The sequence below is a fragment of the Streptomyces sp. NPDC058001 genome (genome assembly GCF_042886315.1).
Lineage (GTDB): Bacteria > Actinomycetota > Actinomycetes > Streptomycetales > Streptomycetaceae > Streptomyces.
This window is the reverse complement of the sequence record NZ_JBHVQT010000016.1, coordinates 58,948-77,810: the sequence shown is the minus strand read 5'-3', so window position 1 is coordinate 77,810 and position 18,863 is coordinate 58,948. Positions and strand designations below refer to the sequence as shown.

Genomic DNA, 18,863 nt, shown 5'->3' with positions numbered 1-18,863 from the left:
AACGGCGAACCGGGGTACGGAACTTGGGATGCAGCCGGCCGAAGACGCGGCGCGGCAGCAGACCGTCACGGCCTATGGAGAAGGTGATCCGTGAGGCGCTCGCCGGTCCGGCCGTCTCACCCAGGGGCGAACAGCACATGGGCGGTCCCGGGGTCCGCCTGGACGAGCCGGACGCTCAGCCGCCCGCCCAGCGGCAGCGGCGTCGCGCCGCCCGCGACCCGGGCCACGATCGCCGGATTCTCCAACTGGACGGTCCCGACGGTCGGTTCGTGTTCCCGTACGTCGACCACCCAGCCGTCGAAGAGGTCGCCGACCCGGTCCTTGAGGAGCCCCGCCTCCACCACGTCGACGCAGGCTCGCTCCACGGTGGCCGCGCGCCGGGTCCCCTCGGCCATCTCTTTGGGCAGCCCGTCCAGCGCGGCGAGCACCCAGGCGGGCGGCGCGGTGCCCGCCGACGCGGCCACGCACAGCTCGGACGTGTACCGGTCGACCAGGCGGCGCAGCGGCGCGGTGCAGTGCGTGTAGGGCGCGGCGACGGCGGCGTGCAGCGCGCGGTCGGGGCGGGCGCCGTCGCGGAAGACGGTGTACCCGGCGCCGCGCAGCAGCGTCGTGCACTCCTGGAGGAACGCCGCGTGCCGGGGCAGCGCCGGGTCGAGGGAGCGGACGAGTTCCGCGTACGGGACGTGGTGCGGCCAGTCGATGCGCAGGGCTTTCGCGGTGCGGCGCAGCCGGCCGACGGCGCCGTCCGGGGCCGGGGGCAGGGTGCGCAGGACACCGGTGCCGGTGGCGAGCATCAGATCGGCGGCGGCCATGCCGGTGAGCAGGGAGATCTGGGCGTTCCACGCGTCGGCGGGCAGGGGGGCGCGGAAGGCCGGTACGTAGGTGTGGTCGCGTTCGACGATCTCCTGCTCGGGCACGTTGAGGGAGATGCCGCCGCGTGCGATCTCCAGCCGTTCGCGCAGCCGCCCGATCTCGGCGAGCAGGGCCACGGTCTCCTCGGCGGTGCCCGCGTCCAGGGCCCGTTGCACCCCGGGGTAGTCGAGCTGGGCGCGGCTGCGGACCAGGGCGCGCCGTACGTCGGTCGTGACGGTGCGCCCTTCCGCGTCGAGGTCGAGGGTCCACAGCACCGCTGGACGGGTCTGCCCGGGGAGCAGGCTGGCGGCGCCCTCGCTGAGGACGGTCGGGTGCAGCGGGACCCGCAGGTCCGGGAAGTACAGCGTGGTGACCCGCCGGTGTGCCTCGCGGTCGAGGGCGCTGCCCGGGGCGACGAAGGCGGCGACGTCGGCGATGGCGTACCGCACCCGGTAGCCGCCGCCGGGGGTGCGCGTCAGGTACATGGCCTGGTCGAGGTCGCGTGAGGTGGGCGGGTCGAGCGTGAAGAAGGGGATGTCGGTCGCGTCCCGGATCGGCAGCCGGGGGTCCCTGGCGACCCGGCGCGCCTCGTCGGCGACCTCGGGCGGGAAGTCCCCGGGCACCCCGAGCGTGGTCCGCAGGGTGCGCAGGGCGGCCCGCAGCGGAGCCTCGGCTGCGCCGGTGACGTGCAGATGGCGGCGGGGCATGGATCGAGCGTAGGTCGGGGCGGGGGGTACGGCACCCTGTGCGGTCGCCGGTACGGCCTACCGTGCCGCGTACGCTGGCGCCGGGGCAGGCGCGTCCCGCCTCGGACCCCACCTGGACCGATCCCGGTACGGATTCCCGTACGGACGCCCGTACCGCCCCCGTACTGACCCTCGTACCGCCCCGAGACCTTACGGAGAACCGATCGTGCTCGTGCTGCTTCCGCCCTCCGAAGGCAAGGCGTCCTCCGGTCGCGGTGCCCCGCTGAAGCCGGAATCGCTGTCGCTGCCCGGACTCACCGGCGCCCGGCAGGCCGTCATCGACGAACTCGTCGAGCTGTGCGTCGCCGACGAGGAGAAGGCGCGCGAGGTACTGGGCCTGAGCGAGGGGCTGCGCGGTGAGATCGCGCTCAACGCGGAACTGCGCACGGCGGGCACCCGCCCGGCCGGCGAGATCTACACCGGCGTCCTCTACGACGCCCTTGAGCTGTCCTCGCTGGAGCCGGCGGCGAAGCGGCGGGCGACGCGGTCGCTTCTCGTGTTCTCGGGGCTGTGGGGCGCGGTCCGCGTGAACGACCGGATCCCGCCCTACCGCTGCTCGATGGGCGTGAAGCTGCCGGGGCTCGGGGCGCTCGGCGCGTACTGGCGGCCCGTGCTCGCCGAAGCACTGCCCGACGCGGTGGGCCGGGGGCTCGTCCTGGACCTGCGGTCGTCGGCGTACGCGGCGGCGTGGCGCCCCACGGGCGAGGTCGCGTCCCGGACGGCGACCGTGCGGGTGCTGCACGCGCAGAGGGTGAACGGCGTCGAGAAGCGGTCCGTCGTCAGCCACTTCAACAAGGCGACGAAGGGCCGGATCGTCCGCAGCCTGCTCACGGCGGCCGCGGAGCCCAGGAATCCGGCGGCCCTGGTGGAGGCGTTGCGGGATCTCGGGTACGTGGTGGAGGCGGCGGCGCCGGAACGGGCCGGGCGGCCGTGGGAGCTGGATGTGGTGGTGACGGAGATCCACTGAGGCAGACACTGACACTGATTGCATCCTGCGCAACGCCCTTTGCGCAGGATGCCTCCCGCGCGGCAGGATGACGCCATGACTCCCCCGCCGGCCACTCCCGCGCCCCTGCCTTCATCTCCGCCCCCCTCGGTCCTCGCTCTCGCGCCGGTGCTCCCGGTCGTCGTCGTGGAGGACGTCGGCGACGCCGTGCCGCTGGCGCGGGCGCTGGTCGCGGGTGGGCTGCCGGCGATCGAGGTGACGCTGCGGACGCCCGCCGCGCTCGACGCGATCCGCGCCATCGCGGACGAGGTGCCGGACGCCGTGGTCGGCGCGGGTACCGTCATCACGCCCGAGCAGGTCACCGCCTCGGTCGCGGCCGGTGCCCGGTTCCTGGTGAGCCCCGGGTGGACCGAGCGGCTGCTCGACGCGATGAAGGCGTCCGGGGTGCCGTTCCTGCCGGGGGTCTCGACGGCGTCGGAGGTCGTGGCGCTCCTGGAACGCGGCGTGCCCGAGATGAAGTTCTTCCCGGCCGAGGCAGCGGGCGGCATCGCGTATCTGAAGTCCCTCGCGGGGCCGCTGCCCGGTGCCCGGTTCTGTCCGACCGGCGGGATCACGCCCGCGTCGGCGCCCGCGTATCTGGCGCTCGGGAACGTGGGGTGCGTGGGCGGTTCGTGGATGCTGCCCGCCGATGCCGTCGCGGCCGGGGACTGGGACCGGGTGGAGTCCCTGGCACGCGAGGCGGCGGCGCTGCGCTGACGCGCCCCGGTTCAGCGGGGGTTCAGCGCAGGTGAGCGGTGTCGTTGAGGAGCCGGACGCTCGGGTTGCCGTCGGCGTAGTACGCGACGACCGACACGGACGCCGAGGAGAGTTCCATCCGGAACACGGACTCCGGCGGGGCGCCCAGGGCGAGCCGTACCAGCGTCTTGATCGGCGTCACATGCGTGACCACGAGGACGGTGCGGCCCGCGTACGCGGCGAGGAGTTTGTCGCGGGCCGCGGTGACCCGGTGGGTGACCTCGTCGAAGCTCTCGCCGCCGCCCGTGGGACGGACGTCGGTGGAGGAGAGCCAGGCGGTGAGGTCGTCCGGGTGGCGCTCCTGGACCTCGGCGAAGGTGAGGCCCTCCCAGGCGCCGAAGTCCGTTTCGCGCAGGCCGTCTTCGATGGTCACGTCGAGGCCGAGGCGGTCCGCGACGGTCCGCGCGGTCTCCATGCAGCGGATGAGCGGGGACGACACCACGGCCTGGATGGTGCCGCGCGCCGCGAGCGCCACGGCGGCCCGTTCGGCCTGGGCACGGCCCGCCCCGGTCAGCGCCGGGTCGCTGCCCCCGCTGCCGGAGAACCGCTTCTCGGGGGTCAGCGGGGTGTCGCCGTGCCGCAGCAGGACGAAGGTCGCCGGGGTGCCGAGGTCGGCCCCGCCCCAGCCGACGGTGGGCGCCTGCGCGACATTGCGCGCCGCGCGCGCGTCGGCGGCGGCCTTGAGCCCCGCGGACCGCGGAGGCTCCGCCGCTCCGCGACGGGCCGAACCGCCCGCCAGAGCCGCCCTCGCCTTCGCCGCACCCGCCGCCGCGTCACCCGGCTCCCGGGTCGCGCGGGAACCCGTACCCGTGTCGAGGTCCGCAGTCGATGTGGACGGGGACCACTTCTCGCCCCGCTTGCCCGCGTCCATCGCCTCGTTGGCCAGCCGGTCCGCGTGCTTGTTCTGCTCGCGGGGCATCCACTCGTACGTGACCTGGCCCGGCGGGTAGATCGACGCGGCCTCGGCGGCGAGGGGCTTCATGTCGGGGTGCTTGATCTTCCAGCGGCCCGACATCTGCTCCACGACCAGCTTGGAGTCCATACGGACATGGACCGGCGCCGCCGGATCGAGGGCGTGGGCCGCGCGCAGACCCGCGACGAGACCCCGGTACTCGGCGACGTTGTTCGTGGCGATCCCGATGTACTCGGCGGCCTCCACCAGGGTCTCCCCCGTGGCCGCGTCGATCACGACGGAACCGTAGCCCGCGGGCCCCGGGTTGCCCCGGGATCCGCCGTCGGCCTCGACCACGAACTCCCGTACAGCGCTCACCTGGACAACCCCTACAGGCCGGAGTCGGACGTACGGACCAGGATGCGGCGGCAGTTCTCGCAGCGCAGCACCGTGTCCGGGGCGGCGGCCCGCACCTCGTTCACCTCGGTGATGTTCAGCTCCAGGCGGCAGCCCTCGCAGCGCCGCTGGTACAGCTTGGCCGCGCCGACGCCGCCCTGCTGCTCGCGGAGCTTGTCGTAGAGCTTGAGGAGGTCGGCGGGGATGGTGCCGGAGATGACCCCGCGCTCCTTGGTGGCGGAGGCCGCCTCGCCGTCGATCTGCTGGAAGGACGCGTCACGACGGGCGGTCGCGTCGTCGATCTTCGACTGGACCGATGAGACCCGGCCGGTCAGTTCGCCGACGCGCTCCTGCGCGGACTCACGGCGCTCCATGACCTCCAGGACGATGTCCTCCAGGTCGCCCTGGCGCTTGGCGAGCGAGGCGATCTCGCGCTGGAGGTTCTCCAGGTCCTTCGGCGAGGTGATGGCGCCGGAGTCCAGCCGCTGCTGGTCGCGGGCGGCGCGCTGGCGCACCTGGTCGACGTCCTGCTCGGCCTTGGTCTGCTCGCGGGCGCAGTCGCCCTCCTCGGTCTGCGCCGCGACGAGCAGGTCACGGAGCTGGGTGAGGTCCTTGGTCAGCGACTCGATCTCGGCGTGCTCGGGCAGCGACTTCCGCTTGTGCGCGAGCTGTTGCAGTCGGGCGTCGAGTGCCTGGACGTCAAGGAGGCGGAGCTGGTCGGCGGGCGCGGCGTTCAGTTGGGGGCTCCCGGGTTCGAGGGGTAGCGGGCGAAGGTGCCGGCGGGGTGGGTGGACGCCGCGTGGGCGGTCCAGGGGTCGGTGACCGTCGCGGAGACATGCGTACGCAGTCCCCATCCGTACCGGTCGGAGATCTCGTCGAGCTGAGCGGCGGCCAGCTCGCACCAGGGCCACTCGGTGGCCCAGTGGGCCGCGTCGAGCAGCGCCGGTGTGCCCTGGCCGTGGGGCTGGCGGGCCTCGGACGCCGGGTGGTGGCGCAGGTCCGCGGTGAGGAAGGCGTCGACGCCCGCGGCGCGTACGTCGTCGAAGAGGCTGTCGCCCGAGCCGCCGCTGACGGCGACCGTGCGGACCGGTGCGTCGGGGTCGCCCGCCACGCGGATGCCCTGCGCGGTGGCGGGCAGCCGCTCGGCGGCGCGCGCGGCGAGTCCGCCGACGGTCAGCGGGCCGTCCACCTCGCAGACCCGGCCGAGGCCCCGGCGGCCCTCGGGGTCGGTCGGGTCGGGCACCAGGGGCCGGACGACGCGCAGGTCCAGGGCGCCGGCGAGGGCGTCCGAGACGCCGGGGTCGGCGCGATCCGCGTTGGTGTGGGCGACGTGCAGGGCGATCTCGTTCCTGATCAAGGTGTGTACGACCCGGCCCTTGAAGTGCGAGGCCGCGACCGTCGTCGTACCGCGCAGATAGAGCGGGTGGTGCGTGACGAGGAGGTCGGCGCCCAGTTTCACGGCCTCGTCGGCGATGTCCTGGACGGGGTCGACCGCGAACAGGACCCGTCCGACCTCGCTGTCCGGGTCACCGCAGACCGTCCCGACCGCGTCCCAGCCTTCGGCCCGCTCGGGGGGCCACAGTGCGTCGAGCGCGGCGATGACTTCGGAAAGGCGGGGCACAAACCACAGGCTACCGCCCCCTTGCGGCTAAGCCGCCGCCGCTCTCGCGGAACTGGCTGGGCACCGTCGGGGTCCTCAATTGATGGTGGCGGCAGTGGTCGCGACAAGACCCGGAGCCGAACACCGTTACGAGGCCAGGAAGCCCTTCAAATCGTCCAGGACCTTGTCCGCCGCCGTGACGCCGAGGCCGAGGTACCAGGTCTCGTCCGGGACATCCTTGGCCTGGCCGTTCTTCACGGCGCCGAGCTTCTTCCAGAGGGGGTTGTCCTCGGCCTTGGCGCGGTCCGTCTTCTTGGCGTCGCCGTAGACGCCGGTGAAGACCCAGTCGGCGTCGGCGTCGTCGATCTTCTCCGGGGAGATCTCCGTCGCGAGATCGTTGACCTGCTGGTTCTTGGGGCGGGGCACGCCGACGTCGTTCAGGATGGTGCCGATGAACGACGCCTTCGCGTAGAGGCGGATCATGCCCGGCATGTAACGGAGCATGGTCACGGTCGGCTTCCTGTCGCCGAGTTCGGCGCCGAGCGCCTTCGCCTTCCTCTCGTACGCGGCGAGCTTCGCGTCGGCCTCGGCGGACCGGTCGAGCGCGGCGGCGTTGAGGCGGTAGTTCTCCTTCCAGGTGAAGCCGGGGCGGATGGAGAACACGGTGGGCGCGATCTTCGACAGCTGCGGGTAGAGCTTGGCGGCGCGCAGTTCGCTGCCGAGGATGAGGTCGGGCCGGAGGTTCGCGATGGCCTCCAGGTTGAGGGAGTTGATCGTGCCGACGTTCTTCGGCGATCCGGCGTTCTTCCCCAGGTACGACGGGAGGGCCGTGTCGCCCTCGGTCGGGGCGTAACCGACTGGCCGCACGCCGAGCGAGACGACGTTGTCGAGTTCGCCGACGTCGAGGACGACGACCCGCTGCGGTCTGGCCTTGATCTCGGTGCTGCCCATGGCGTGCTCGACGGTGCGCGGGAACTCGCCCGGCTTCGCGTCGGTGCCCATCTTCGCGGTGTCCTCGGCGGCCTTCGCGAAGTCCTCGCCGCCCTGCGCGACGGACTTGCCGCCGGCGCCCTTGTCCTTGGAGCCGGCACCGGAGGAGGACGTGTCGTCCCCGGAACCGCAGGCGGCGAGGGACAGCGCGGCGGCCACGGCGAGAGCGACGGCGGCCGTACCGCGGCGTCGTATGGACATCGAGAACTCCTGAAACGTGTGAGTTAGGTCTGCCTAACCTTAGAAGACGGGGTTCCGCGCAGCACAACCGCCCCCGTACCCACCGGCGAATCAGGACATCGCCACCCTTATGTGTGAAGAGGTGGCCATGGATGCCACGCCAGCGCGTGCGAAAACTAGCTTCGTCGCCGGAGGTGACCGATCGATGACGGCCTGTGCCATCGAAACCGCGGCGGGACACGAGGACGACCACGCCGAGCACGAGCACGAGCACACCGAGCACGGCGGCGACGCCGGACCGGAGGCACCGACGGCGGGGTGCGTCATCGCCGCGGCCGGGGCCTACGCGGCGCGCCTGACCCGTCCCCGTGACGCGGCTTCCGGTGACGCCTGGTTCCCGGAGCGCTGGACCCTGGACGGCCCCGAGCCGTACGCGGTGCCGCTGCCCGGCAACCAGCCCGAGGAGGCCGGCAGCGATGTGCACCCGATGGGGGACGGCCGGGTACTGATCCGGCGGCCGGTCGACGGGCGGCACGCGTTCTCGCTGCTGTATCCGACGGGTCCCGGTACGGGCGAGGTGCCGCTCGGGGCCCTGGAGTGCGGGGAGTTGAGGCTGCTGCCGCCCGCGCCGGGCGGCGACCGCGCGTACGCCCTCGCCCCCGGCGCCACGACCACGGCACTGTGGCTGGTGGCGGGCGGTGCCTTCGGGCCCGAGCTGATCGCCGAACTGCCCGGCCGCTGTTCCGGGGGCGCGTGGCTGGACCGGGCCGGGCGGATGATCGCGCTCGACCGGGAACTCGACGGGCGTACGAAGGCCGTGGCGGTCGACATCGAGCGGGGCGGTGAGGTGTCGCCGCTGCTCCAGATCGCCGAGGACAGTACGGACCGGCTGCTGCTCGCGGACGCCGACAGCGGGCTGCTGCTGATCCGCTCCGACGCGCCGTCCCCCGGGCACGAACGGCTCGGCTGGGGTGTCCTGGGCTCCACGCTGCCGGTGCGGTTCCCGGAGTGTCTGCGGCTGCCGGACCACGCGGTCACGCCGTTCGCGGTCCAGCCGGGCCAGGTGCTGACCCCGGAGAACTGCGCGGTGGCGCTGCGCGTCGACGGCCCGACCGGTACCGGCATCGGACTGTGGCGCCCCACCGACCGACAGGTGCACCTACTCGCGGCGCCGGAGGGATGGTTGACGGGGGCCGGGGTGTGGACGCGGGACGGGGTGCTGCGGCTGCCGTACGCGACGGACGCGGTGCCGTGCGGGGTGGCCGGCGTCGCCGCGCCGGCCGGAACTCCGGTGACAGTCCCGGCGGGCGACAGGAAGCCGCCCGCCCTCCGGTTCACGCCACGCCCGGTGCCGTTGCAACAGGCCCCCCTCAGAGGGCGGGTGGCCGCCGGTTAGAATCTTCCGGCTGTTACGCGAAAGATCTTCATGACGGGGTGAGCTTTTCGATGACCGAAGCACGTACGGATGTGACCACCGACCCTACCGACCAGGCAGAACCCGCCCCACACGGCAAGCACCGGGGCCAGGTGTCCCCACAGGACGACGAGGCAACTCCCCACGGCCGCCACCGCAGGCCGCATGAGGAGGGCACTACCTCCGCTTGAGCCCGAGCACTTCGGTGGCCGCGAACGTCTGACCAGGCGAGCGCTCCGCGTAATACGGAGTCAGCACCGCGTCCAACTCCTTGAACGTGAACACATCGTTCCCCGTGTCGAACTGGGCGGACACGCACGGTCGTTCCACCACCGCGACCATCCCCCCGTGCACCACGAGCAGCTGACCGTTGACCCGGTCGGCGGCCGGTGACGCCAAGTACCCCACGAGCGGAGCGACATGCTCGGGCGACAGCGAGTCAAGGGCACCGGCATCCGGTACCCCGAACCCGGCGAACACATCCTCGGTCATGCGGGTACGCGCACGTGGGCAAATGGCGTTGGCGGTGACCCCGTACTTCGCCAGGGCCAGCGCGGTCGATGTCGTCAGACCGACGATGCCGCCCTTGGCCGCCGCGTAGTTGGGCTGTCCCGCCGAGCCCGCGAGGAACGCCTCGGACGAGGTGTTGACGATCCGCCCGTACACCGGACCGCCCGCCGCCTTGGACCGCTCGCGCCAGTGCACGGACGCGAAGTGGGTGGTGTTGAAATGGCCCTTGAGATGGACCCGGATCACCGAGTCCCACTCGTCCTCGGTCATCGAGAAGACCATCCGGTCCCGCAGGATGCCCGCGTTGTTGACGAGGATGTCCAACTTCCCGAAGGTGTCGGCCGCCAGGGCGACCAGGGCACGGGCCTGCGCGAAGTCGGCGACGTCCCCGGTGTGGGCGACGGCTGTGCCGCCCGCCGCGACGATCTCGGCGACGACGTCATCGGCGGGACCCGACGACGCCGTACCGGAACCGTCACGGCCTGGCTGCCCGTAGTCGTTGACGACGACGGACGCGCCGAGCCGGGCGAGTTCCAGCGCCTCGGCCCGGCCCAGACCGCGGCCCGCGCCCGTGACGATCGCGGACAGGCCCTCCAGTGGCAGTGACATCAAGGTCCTCTCGGTGACTCAGGGGCTCAGGGCCTCAGGGGGTCAGATCTCGATGCAGGTACGCAGGGCCGTGCCCGTCCGCATCTGCTCCAACGCGTCGTTGATCTCGGCGAGCGGCACCCGGTGGGTGATCAGGTTCTCCAGGTCGATACGGCCCGCCCGCCACAGCGCGATGGCACGCTCGTAGGACCGCAGCACATCGCCGCCGCCGTACATCGACGGCAGGATCCGCTTCTCGTCGAAGAACAGCTCGAACATGTTGAGTTGGAGGAAGTCGTCCATGGCGCCCGCGCCGACGACACAGAGGGTGCCGCCGCGCCGGGTGGACTCGTAGGCGGTACGGGCCGTCGCGGACTTGCCGACGACCTCGAAGACGTAGTCGAAGCCCTCGCCCGCGGTGAGGCGCTGCTTGGCGTCGGCGAGCCCGTCCGGTGCCACGGCCTCGGTCGCGCCGAAGCGGAGCGCCGCCTCGCGCCGGGACGCGACCGGGTCGACGGCGACGATCTCCGCCGCGCCCTTGAGCCGGGCGCCCTGGATCGCGGAGATCCCGACACCGCCGCAGCCGATGACGGCGACCGACGAACCGGCCGCCACGTCCGCGGTGTTGACGGCGGCGCCCAGGCCCGTGGTCACCCCGCAGCCGATGAGCGCGGCGATGTCGAAGGGCACGTCGTCGGGGATCGGCACAGCGCAGCCCGCGTCCACGACGACCTCCTCGGCGAAGGTGCCGGTGCCCGCGAAGCCGAAGACATCGCCGGAGGGGCGCCTGAAGTTGGGGGTGCCCGCGTTCATGAAGCCCGCGAGGCACAGGTGGGTCTGGCCGCGTTTGCAGGACGGGCACTGGCCGCAGGACGGCAGCCAGCACAGCAGGACCCTGTCTCCGGGCGCGACCGTCGTGACCCCGTCGCCCACGTCCAGGATCTCACCGGCGCCCTCGTGTCCGGGGACGAACGGCGCGGGCTGCGGCAGCACCCCGTTCATCGCCGAGACGTCGGAGTGGCACAGCCCGGTGGCCCGGACGCGGATCCTCACCTTGCCGGGGCCGAAGCCCACCGCCTCGACGTCGTCGAGGACTTCGAGCTTGTCCTGGCCTGTCTCGTGGAGTACGGCTGCGCGCATGCTGCGGGTCCTCTCGTGTCCAGGTGTGCTCGTGTTCGGGTGCGCTCGTGCTCAGATGTGCTCGTGGTTCAGGTGTGGCTGACGACGGTGTCGGCGAGGACCGGGGCGTCGTCGCGTTCCACGACGGTGACCGTCACCTGGATCCGACCCGCGTCCGGACCCTCGCGCCACATCCGTACGCGCAGCGTCTCGCCGGGGAAGACGACGCCGGTGAAGCGCGTGGCGAAGGAGCGGACGCGGGTGACATCGCCGTCGAGCAGGGTGTCGACGACGGCCTTGAGGGTCATTCCGTACGAGCACAGGCCGTGCAGGATCGGCCGGTCGAAGCCCGCGAGCTTCGCGAACTCGGGGTCGGCGTGCAACGGGTTCCAGTCGCCGGAGAGCCGGTACAGCAGGGCCTGGTCCGCGCGGACCGGGCGTTCCACGGTGCGGTCGGGCTCCCGCGCCGGCAGCTCCAGGCGGGTCGAGGGGCCCCGGTCGCCGCCCCAGCCGCCCTCGCCGCGTACGAAGATCTGGCTGTCGCTGGTCCACAGCGGTCCGTCGGCGTCGGTGGCCTCGGAGCGCAGGACGAGGATCGCGGCCTTCCCCTTGTCGTACACGGCGGCGACCCGCGAGGTGGAGACCGCGCGGCCGGTGACCGGGATGGGCCGGTGCACCTGGACGGTCTGGCCGCCGTGCAGGACGGCGGCCAGGTCGATGTCGACGCCGGGCGCCGAGAGACCGCCGACCACGCCCATGCCCGCGCCCGCGACGGTGGCGAAGCTCGGCAGCACATGCAGCCGGGACTCCAGGGTGTAGCGGAGTTCGTCGGGGTCGGTGGCGGGGACGCCCGCGCCGAGGCCGAGGTGGTAGAGCTGGACGTCCTTGTGGTCCCAGGCGATCTCGGCCGACCGGGGCTCGGCCGAGAGGGCCTGGGCGGCATCAATAGGCATGGGTCTCCTGCCTTCTGGCGGACAAGACCTCGGTGCGGCCGTCCGCACCGTCGGCCGCACCGAGGTCGTCATCGGGGCCGGACCAACCGTCCGTTCTAGAACGCGTTCCAGTCCGGCGAACCCCATGTATAGCCGAGGCCACCCGAGTTGTGAAGACTGCTGACGTCATGTCAGATTCGGTTCTCAGCATGGGCGTTCGGCACCGGAACGGCGCCTGTGACCCGGCACCCGCGACCCCGCACCCACGGCGGCCCGCGCTCCGGCACCCGTGACATTTGTCCTGCCCGACTCCGTACAGGTGCATCTGCCGGGCGGTGCCCCCGGGTCCGTAGCGTTCCTGGCATGACGAAGACATCAGGAACGACGGCCTCCGCACCGGCCGTTTCGTTCACGGGGGCCCTGAAGAGTTTCGGCGCGGTGCGTGCCGTCGACGGGATCGGGCTGGACATCGCCCGCGGTGAGACGGTCGCCCTGCTCGGGCGCAACGGCGCGGGCAAGTCGACCACCATCGCCCTGCTCCTCGGCCTCGACGAGCCGGACGCGGGCACGGTACGGCTGTTCGGCACGGCGCCCGAAGCGGCGGTGCGGGCGGGCCGGGTCGGCGCGATGCTCCAGGAGGGCCGCGCGGTGCCCCGGGTCACGGTCCGCGAGCTGGTGACGTTCGTGGCCCGGCGCTACCCGGACCCGATGCCCGTGGCCGACGCGCTGCGCCTCGCGGGTGTCACCGACCTCGCCGACCGGCGCGTGGACCGGCTGTCCGGCGGCCAGACCCAGCGCGTACGGTTCGCGGTCGCGCTGGCCGGTGATCCCGAGCTGGTGGTCCTGGACGAGCCGACGGCCGCCCTGGACGTCGAGGCGCGGCACGCGTTCTGGGCGTCCATGCGGGCCTACGCGCGGCGCGGGCACACCGTCCTGTTCTCCACGCACTACCTGGAGGAGGCCGACGCGCACGCGGACCGGATCGTCGTCATCGACCACGGCGAAATCGTCGCGGACGGCTCCGGCGAGAGCGTCAAGCGTTCCGCCGGGGGCCATCTCGTCGCCTTCGACCTGGCGGGACGCGGCACTGAGGGGCTGGGCCTGCTGCCCGGCGTGGTCTCCGTGGAGATACGGGGCGACCGGGCCCGACTGCGTACCGACGACTCCGACGCGACCGTGATCGCCCTCGCCGAGATGGGCGCGATCCGGCAACTTGAGGTGGCGCCCGCGTCACTGGAGGACGCGTTCCTCGCCCTGACCTCGGACCCGGCTGATCCGGCGAACCCGGCTGCCCCCGCGTCCGACACCGCGCCTGCCGCCACTCCTCCCCTGAAGGAGTCCGTCCGATGATCGACTATCTGCGTCTCGAAGTGCGCCGGACGCTGCGCGACACCGGCTTCGTGGTCTTCGGTATCGGGATGCCGGTCCTGATGTATCTGCTGTTCACGAACGTCGGCGGCGGTGCGGACGGCGACTGGAAGACCCTGTCCATGGTCGGCATGGCCGCGTACGGCGCCGTCGGTGCCGCGCTGAACACCGGGACCGGCGTCGCCGAGGACAAGACCGTCGGCTGGCTGCGGCAACTGCGGGTCACCCCGATGTCGCCGCGCGCGGTGGTCGTCGGCCGGGCGCTGGCCGGCTCGGTCACGGTCGCGCCCGCCGTCGCCGCGGTCCTCCTCGCGGGCGCCCTGGTCAACGGCGTCCGGCTCGCCCCGGTCCAGTGGGTGGCGCTCGCGTTGCTGCTGTGGCTCGGCGCGCTGCCCTTCACGCTGCTCGGCCTGGGCAACGGCTACCGGCTGACCGCGCAGACCACGGGCGTGGTGAACCTGGTGTGCAACCTCGGCCTGTCCGTCGTCGGCGGACTGTGGTTCCCGATCGCCCTGTTCCCGGGCTGGCTGCGCGCCCTGTCGGACTGGACGCCGACGTACCGCTTCGCCGAGCTGGGCCGGACGGTGGCGGACGGGCGGCTGCCGGGCCTGGCCACGGTGTCCGTCCTGGTCATCTGGCTGCTGGCCTTCGGCTCCTACGCTGTGGTCTCGTACCGCAGGGCCGCACGGACGGTGTGACCGAAGATGACCGACACAGCGGGTAGGGCAGGCACGGAGAGTACGACAGGCACGGAGAGTACGACAGGCGACACCGCGGATGCGGCCCCTACGACTGGCGGCACGGGAGTGACGATGAGTTCGACCACCGGGAACAGGGGCCGCATCGGCGCATGGGTCCAGCGGCACAAGCGCTCGCGGGCCGCCGAGGCGATGGGCCCGCCGAACGGCTTCGCGCTGCTGCCCTGGCTCCTCATGGGGATGGGGTCCTTCTCGAACCTGCTCCAGGGCAAGACCCCGAACCCGCTGATCGCCGGGATCGGTCTGCTGGTCTTCAATTCGCTCTACGTGAGCCTGGTGTTCCGCGCCTTCGTCAAGCAGGCGCGCGAGTCCACGGCGACCCGCTGGCTGCTGCTCGCCCTCGGCGCGGTGACCTGCGCGCTCGCCATCGGGTACGGCGGGAGCTGGCTGCTGTTCTTCCCGCTGCTCGGCCTCGCGACCGGCGCGGTCGTCCGCAACCGCGCGATCGGTCCCGTCGGACTCGGCCTGAGCACGCTCGCGGGCGTCGTCGCCGGGCTGCGGGACGGCTGGGGCGCGATCAACGTCGCGTACGGGACCTTCCTGTCCTGCATGGTCACGGCGGCGATCCTCACCCTGTCCGAGACAGTGCGGGAACTCCGTGAGACCCGGGAGGAACTGGCGCGGTCGGCGGTCGAGAAGGAGCGGCTGAGGTTCTCGCGCGATCTGCACGATCTGCTCGGGCACACCCTCTCCGTGATCGTGGTGAAGTCGGAGGCCGCCCGGCGCGTGGCACCTCACGACATGGCGGCGGCGCTGGCACAGGTCACCGATATCGAGTCCGTCGGCCGGCAGGCCCTCACCGAGATCCGCGAGGCCGTCACCGGCTATCGCGGGGGCAGCCTGGACACCGAACTGGACGGCGCGCGGGGTGTGTTGACCGCCGCCGGGGTGGAACTCGTCGTCCGCCGCTCGGGCCCACCACTCGCCTCGACGACCGAGGCCCTGCTCGGCTGGGTGGTCCGCGAGGCCGTCACCAATGTGGTCCGGCACAGCGGTGCGACCCGCTGCGAGGTCACCATCGACAGCGGTCAGGAACGGGTCCGGTTGACGGTCGCCGACGACGGCGTCGGTAGTAGTGGCGGCACGGGGGCCGTTGACGGCACCGGTCTGAAGGGCCTCACGGAACGCCTCGCCGCGGCGGGCGGCTCCCTCACCGCCGGTCCGGCGGCACCCGGCGGCTTCCTGGTGACGGCGGAACTCCCGTCGGAGCGGCCCGAACTGACCACGGAATGTGTCGAGTTGACCACGAAATGACCCCCGATCGGCCGCCGGGCCCCTACAGTCCCTTGCATGGTGGAGCTATTCCAGGTGCTCGGCGGCATCGCCGGCCTCAGCGGTGTCGCGCTCGGCGTCCTCTTTCTCCTCTACCGGGACTTCGTCCGCACCATCATCCGCGAGAAGATGTTCCGCGCCCTGACCCCGGCGCAGGCGACCGCGCTGTTCGGGGCGGTCATCGTCCTCGCGTTCACCATCGCGATCCTCGGGCTGTTCGTGACGCTCGCGGACGGCGAGGGCGCCCAGCGGTTCATGGTGATGGCGGGCATCCTGCTGGCGTTCCTGCTCGCGGTGCTGCTGGTCGCGGTACGGGTCGTCACGGGTGGACGCCGGTCGCCCACCGATGACGGGACGACCGTGGAACGCGCCCTGACGCAGGTCGCCCGGCATGTCGCCCGCGCCGAACCCGACCGGGCCGAGCGGATCCTGGAGGGTGCGGGAGTCGACCGCGAGGCCGAGGAGTTCTGGTACTGGAAGGCCCGGATCGCCCTCGCCCGAGGCCATGTCCCCGTCGCACTCGGCTACACCGACGAGGCCCTTCAGCTCGACGCCCGCAACCCTCATGCCGTCGCCCTGAAGATCAAGCTCCTGCTGCTCGGTGACGAGGTGGGTGACCGGGAGAGGGCCGCTGCGCTGGCTTCGGCGAGTGAAGGTTTCGGCGCCGAACTCGACGTGTGGCTCCGCCGGTTGCGGGCGGAGGGCATGTTTGAGCCGGGGGTTCGGACCAATACGGAATTGGATGACCGGTGTCCTTTGCCTGCCCGGCATGGTCTTGAGACGGCGTGAGGGATCCGGCTTGAGGGTCGGTGCGAAAGCGCGGGCCGGTCCGTGGCTGGTCGCGCCCACGCGGCGGAGCCGCAAAATGTCACAGCCCCGCGCCCCTTCGGGGCGCTCCCGTACCGCAACCGCCAGACCTCCTTGGTCCGTCCTCCCTTTGCCAGGTTCTCCCTTTCCGGTTCCCGGAGTGTGTGTTCATGTCTCTCGGTTCGTCTCCTTCCCCGGCCGCTGTTTTGTACGTGGGGCCGCCTGCCGTCGACTTCGGGTGGGACGACTTGGTCCCCGAGTGCCGCGCGGCGGCGTTCCGGCTCGGGCTGAAGCCGCTTCGTCCCGCCGCGCACGACCGTGAGACGGCGGACGTGTTGCTGGCGTCGGTGCCGGACGCCACCGTCTTCGTACATACCGGGCACGACCCCGACCTCTGGTGGGACGTCGCGGAACGGCAGCCCCGGACCGGCGCGGTGCTGTGGCATCTGCTCGGTCTCGGGAGCGTGTTGTGGGTCTGCCGGGAGGGTGCGGGTACGGCTGCGGATGATCGTCCCGTCGTCCGGGGCGGACCGGTCTACTCCCTCACGTCCCTGCCCGGCGCCCCCACCCTGGCCGCCGACGAGGAGGCGGGCCGGGCCGCGTACTGCCGGGCCTACGCAGAACGGTTCGGCCTGTCCTACATGGGCGAGGTCGGCACCCGTGACGGTTCCACGTATCTGACGGCGACGGCCTTTCTGCGCGAGCGCCGGGACCCGGTCGGCTCGGCGTTCCTGATCCATCCGGACGCGCTCACCGTCGACTTGGGCCTCGCCCCTGACGCGCCCGACACGCTCCTGCTCGACTGGCTGCGCGCGGGGCGGGTGGTCCGACCGGTCGGGGCCGGGGAGGAGATGCGGATTCAGGACATCTCCGCCCACCACAGTGGCGTGCGCCTCTCTGCCCAAGCGCGGGGGGAAGGACGCATTTACCAGGCCGGGCGCGACCAGGAGTTCTCGTTGCCCGCCGGGGGGTCCACGTACTCCGAGAACGTCTCCGACTGGCTGGGCCTGGACGGCGACCACGCGGGCTCGGAGCTGATGAGCAGGCGCCTCTCCGTAGCGGCTCCCGGGCGGCGCGGCGCCGGTGCCGGCACCCCCCGCCACCCCTCCCGCGACCCCGCCGTCCCGCTCCCCCACGACGGCCTCTACATCCGTCGCAACAACGCCTTCGGTACCCGGGCCGCGCTCGGTGTGTCCGAACTCGTGGACCACGGGGTGCTGATCGACCAGGAGCAGATCCGGTTCGACGACTTCGTGGCGGCGCGTACCGATCAGGTGCCGGGTCCGGGGGCGGGTGAGGCGATCGCGGTGAGTCATGGCGTGGCCGCCGTGCCGGGTGAGTCCAAGGCGAAGGAGGCGACGACGCACTTCGTGGAGATCGCGTTGCGGGCCGCGCCCGAGCCGCCGCCGGACACCCCGGCGAAGGAGCCGCTGCCGGTGAACTTCGTGTTCGTCGTGGACACGAGTTCGTCCATGCGCGGCGAGAAGCTCGACACGGTGAAGTCGGCGCTCCAGGCGATCCACACCCGGCTGCGGCCCGACGACTGCCTGGGCATCGTCACCTTCGACTCGCAGGTCCGTACCGCGCTCAAGGCGACCCGTAAGGCCGACCTGGACGACGCGGAGTTCGCGCGGGTCGTCGGGGGGCTGCGGGCGAGCGGGGCGACGGACATCAACCTCGGGGTGCAGTACGGCATCGACGAGATCAGCCGGTACGCGCGCAGCGGCCGGACCGTGGACTGTCTCTATCTGTTCTCGGACGGCGATCCGACCTCCGGTGAGCGGGACTGGATCCGGATCCGGACGAACATCGCGGCACGCACCCGGGGCGGACTGACGCTGTCGTGCTTCGGGTTCGGCTCGGACGCGCGGATGCCGGAGCTGGCGGCGCTCGCCGGGATCGCGGGCGGTCAGGCGACGTTCGTGACCCGGCCCGAGCAGGTCGGCGCGCACCTCCTGGAGGATCTGGGGCGCCGGGACCATCTCGCGGCGATCGACATCCAGGTGAAGATCGACGTGGCGGCGGACGTCGAGGTCTGGCATCTGTACGGGCACGACCTGATCACCGACCCGAAGGAGCGGGCGTCGGTGCGCAGGGCCGCCGCCGCGGCGGGGCGGCAGGCGCGTGAGGAGTACGGGACGGCGCCGCTGCCGGATCTGATCGACGAGGAGCGGGGCATCAGGATCTTCGCCCCGGACCTCGCGTTCGGTGAGACGTACTGGGTGGTCCTGGAGATCAAGGTGCCGGAGGGCGGCGACGGGCCGGCGCCGGGGACGGCGGTCGTGCAGTACGTGGACACGGTGGCGCGGGAGGCGCGCCGCCATGAGATCGACCTGGCGGCGGCGGGCGAGTTGTCCCCCGAGACGGTGACGGTCCACGCGGTGGGCCTGCGGACCAGCGAGATCACCTTCTACGCGCTGGACGACCTGTACGAGAACGACCGCGAATCGGCCACCGACCGGCTGAACCAGCACATCCAGGTCCTCCAGGACGTCCACGGCCGGTTCCCGGCCCCGGAGTTCCGGGACGACCAGGTGACCCTGCGCAAAATCATCTCGCTCGCCGGCGCGCTCGGCCAGGTCGTGGCCTTCTCGGACGCCTCGGGCGCGGGCCCGATGGGGTCGGCGGTGCGTGCGTTGAGCAATTTCGGACGCGTACGGGGAGGGCTCGATCAGCACTTCTGACGGGCGCGGCGCCG

The 18,863-nt window shown here is 72.2% G+C and carries 16 protein-coding genes; 8 read left to right on the top strand and 8 right to left on the bottom strand.

Features of this window, described 5'->3' with window-relative positions; translation table 11 throughout:
• Positions 1-116 precede the first annotated feature (116 nt).
• On the bottom strand, positions 117-1,559 hold the full coding sequence (locus ACFVT5_RS35085) for an RNB domain-containing ribonuclease (protein WP_389896583.1): 1,443 nt from the start codon (positions 1,557-1,559) through the stop codon (positions 117-119).
• A 205-nt stretch (positions 1,560-1,764) separates the two neighbouring features.
• Between ACFVT5_RS35085 and yaaA the strand changes: the two genes are divergently transcribed.
• Both yaaA and eda read left to right on the top strand, forming a co-directional pair.
• Positions 1,765-2,565, top strand: coding sequence for a peroxide stress protein YaaA (gene yaaA, locus ACFVT5_RS35080; protein ID WP_389896581.1), 801 nt, complete (start codon positions 1,765-1,767; stop codon positions 2,563-2,565).
• Positions 2,566-2,640: 75 nt separating this feature from the next.
• Positions 2,641-3,300: a bifunctional 4-hydroxy-2-oxoglutarate aldolase/2-dehydro-3-deoxy-phosphogluconate aldolase gene (eda, locus tag ACFVT5_RS35075; protein ID WP_389896579.1), complete on the top strand. Its 660-nt coding sequence runs from the start codon at positions 2,641-2,643 to the stop codon at positions 3,298-3,300.
• Positions 3,301-3,322: 22 nt separating this feature from the next.
• On the opposite strand, the gene ACFVT5_RS35070 is transcribed toward eda, so the two are convergent.
• From ACFVT5_RS35070 to ACFVT5_RS35055, 4 genes are all read right to left on the bottom strand, one after another.
• Positions 3,323-4,609 (bottom strand): bifunctional RNase H/acid phosphatase, encoded by a 1,287-nt coding sequence (locus tag ACFVT5_RS35070; RefSeq protein ID WP_389896576.1) that lies wholly within the window; start codon positions 4,607-4,609, stop codon positions 3,323-3,325.
• A gap of 11 nt (positions 4,610-4,620) precedes the next feature.
• The gene (locus tag ACFVT5_RS35065; protein ID WP_389896978.1) at positions 4,621-5,364 is read right to left on the bottom strand and encodes a zinc ribbon domain-containing protein; all 744 of its coding nucleotides are present in this window, start codon (positions 5,362-5,364) and stop codon (positions 4,621-4,623) included.
• On the bottom strand, positions 5,361-6,248 hold the full coding sequence (locus tag ACFVT5_RS35060) for a Nif3-like dinuclear metal center hexameric protein (protein WP_389896574.1): 888 nt from the start codon (positions 6,246-6,248) through the stop codon (positions 5,361-5,363). The genes ACFVT5_RS35065 and ACFVT5_RS35060 overlap by 4 nt, the downstream gene beginning before the upstream one ends.
• A gap of 126 nt (positions 6,249-6,374) precedes the next feature.
• On the bottom strand, positions 6,375-7,418 hold the full coding sequence (locus tag ACFVT5_RS35055; protein ID WP_389896571.1) for an ABC transporter substrate-binding protein: 1,044 nt from the start codon (positions 7,416-7,418) through the stop codon (positions 6,375-6,377).
• Positions 7,419-7,602: 184 nt separating this feature from the next.
• On the opposite strand from ACFVT5_RS35055, the gene ACFVT5_RS35050 reads away from it, so the two are divergent.
• Positions 7,603-8,793, top strand: a complete 1,191-nt coding sequence (locus ACFVT5_RS35050) for a hypothetical protein (RefSeq protein ID WP_389896569.1) — start codon at positions 7,603-7,605, stop codon at positions 8,791-8,793.
• Between the two features lie 195 nt (positions 8,794-8,988).
• On the opposite strand, the gene ACFVT5_RS35045 is transcribed toward ACFVT5_RS35050, so the two are convergent.
• The 3 genes from ACFVT5_RS35045 to ACFVT5_RS35035 all read right to left on the bottom strand — a co-directional run bounded on the left by ACFVT5_RS35045 (position 8,989) and on the right by ACFVT5_RS35035 (position 11,981).
• On the bottom strand, positions 8,989-9,930 hold the full coding sequence (locus ACFVT5_RS35045; RefSeq protein WP_389896566.1) for a 3-oxoacyl-ACP reductase: 942 nt from the start codon (positions 9,928-9,930) through the stop codon (positions 8,989-8,991).
• Between the two features lie 42 nt (positions 9,931-9,972).
• Complete coding sequence (locus tag ACFVT5_RS35040) at positions 9,973-11,049, bottom strand: Zn-dependent alcohol dehydrogenase (RefSeq protein WP_389896560.1); 1,077 nt, start codon at positions 11,047-11,049, stop codon at positions 9,973-9,975.
• A 68-nt stretch (positions 11,050-11,117) separates the two neighbouring features.
• Complete coding sequence (locus ACFVT5_RS35035) at positions 11,118-11,981, bottom strand: MaoC/PaaZ C-terminal domain-containing protein (protein WP_389896557.1); 864 nt, start codon at positions 11,979-11,981, stop codon at positions 11,118-11,120.
• 342 nt (positions 11,982-12,323) lie between these two features.
• Between ACFVT5_RS35035 and ACFVT5_RS35030 the strand changes: the two genes are divergently transcribed.
• From ACFVT5_RS35030 to ACFVT5_RS35010, 5 genes are all read left to right on the top strand, one after another.
• The gene (locus ACFVT5_RS35030; protein WP_389896554.1) at positions 12,324-13,310 is read left to right on the top strand and encodes an ABC transporter ATP-binding protein; all 987 of its coding nucleotides are present in this window, start codon (positions 12,324-12,326) and stop codon (positions 13,308-13,310) included.
• Positions 13,307-14,026, top strand: coding sequence for an ABC transporter permease (locus ACFVT5_RS35025; protein WP_389896552.1), 720 nt, complete (start codon positions 13,307-13,309; stop codon positions 14,024-14,026). Before ACFVT5_RS35030 ends, ACFVT5_RS35025 begins: the two co-directional genes overlap by 4 nt.
• Positions 14,027-14,140: 114 nt before the next feature.
• Entirely contained in the window at positions 14,141-15,340 is a 1,200-nt protein-coding gene (locus ACFVT5_RS35020) for a sensor histidine kinase (RefSeq protein WP_389896549.1), read from the top strand.
• A gap of 36 nt (positions 15,341-15,376) precedes the next feature.
• Positions 15,377-16,147, top strand: coding sequence for a hypothetical protein (locus tag ACFVT5_RS35015; RefSeq protein WP_389896545.1), 771 nt, complete (start codon positions 15,377-15,379; stop codon positions 16,145-16,147).
• A gap of 230 nt (positions 16,148-16,377) precedes the next feature.
• Positions 16,378-18,849: a VWA domain-containing protein gene (locus ACFVT5_RS35010; protein WP_389896542.1), complete on the top strand. Its 2,472-nt coding sequence runs from the start codon at positions 16,378-16,380 to the stop codon at positions 18,847-18,849.
• The last annotated feature ends 14 nt before the right edge of the window (positions 18,850-18,863 follow it).

Coding starts and splice junctions, on each gene's coding strand:
- ACFVT5_RS35085 (WP_389896583.1), bottom strand. CDS start 1,559: ATGCCCCGCCGCCATCTGCACGTCACCGGCGCAGCCGAGGCTCCGCTG.
- eda (WP_389896579.1), top strand. CDS start 2,641: ATGACTCCCCCGCCGGCCACTCCCGCGCCCCTGCCTTCATCTCCGCCC.
- ACFVT5_RS35055 (WP_389896571.1), bottom strand. CDS start 7,418: ATGTCCATACGACGCCGCGGTACGGCCGCCGTCGCTCTCGCCGTGGCC.
- ACFVT5_RS35050 (WP_389896569.1), top strand. CDS start 7,603: ATGACGGCCTGTGCCATCGAAACCGCGGCGGGACACGAGGACGACCAC.
- ACFVT5_RS35045 (WP_389896566.1), bottom strand. CDS start 9,930: ATGTCACTGCCACTGGAGGGCCTGTCCGCGATCGTCACGGGCGCGGGC.
- ACFVT5_RS35040 (WP_389896560.1), bottom strand. CDS start 11,049: ATGCGCGCAGCCGTACTCCACGAGACAGGCCAGGACAAGCTCGAAGTC.
- ACFVT5_RS35035 (WP_389896557.1), bottom strand. CDS start 11,981: ATGCCTATTGATGCCGCCCAGGCCCTCTCGGCCGAGCCCCGGTCGGCC.
- ACFVT5_RS35030 (WP_389896554.1), top strand. CDS start 12,324: ATGACGAAGACATCAGGAACGACGGCCTCCGCACCGGCCGTTTCGTTC.
- ACFVT5_RS35025 (WP_389896552.1), top strand. CDS start 13,307: ATGATCGACTATCTGCGTCTCGAAGTGCGCCGGACGCTGCGCGACACC.
- ACFVT5_RS35020 (WP_389896549.1), top strand. CDS start 14,141: ATGAGTTCGACCACCGGGAACAGGGGCCGCATCGGCGCATGGGTCCAG.
- ACFVT5_RS35015 (WP_389896545.1), top strand. CDS start 15,377: ATGGTGGAGCTATTCCAGGTGCTCGGCGGCATCGCCGGCCTCAGCGGT.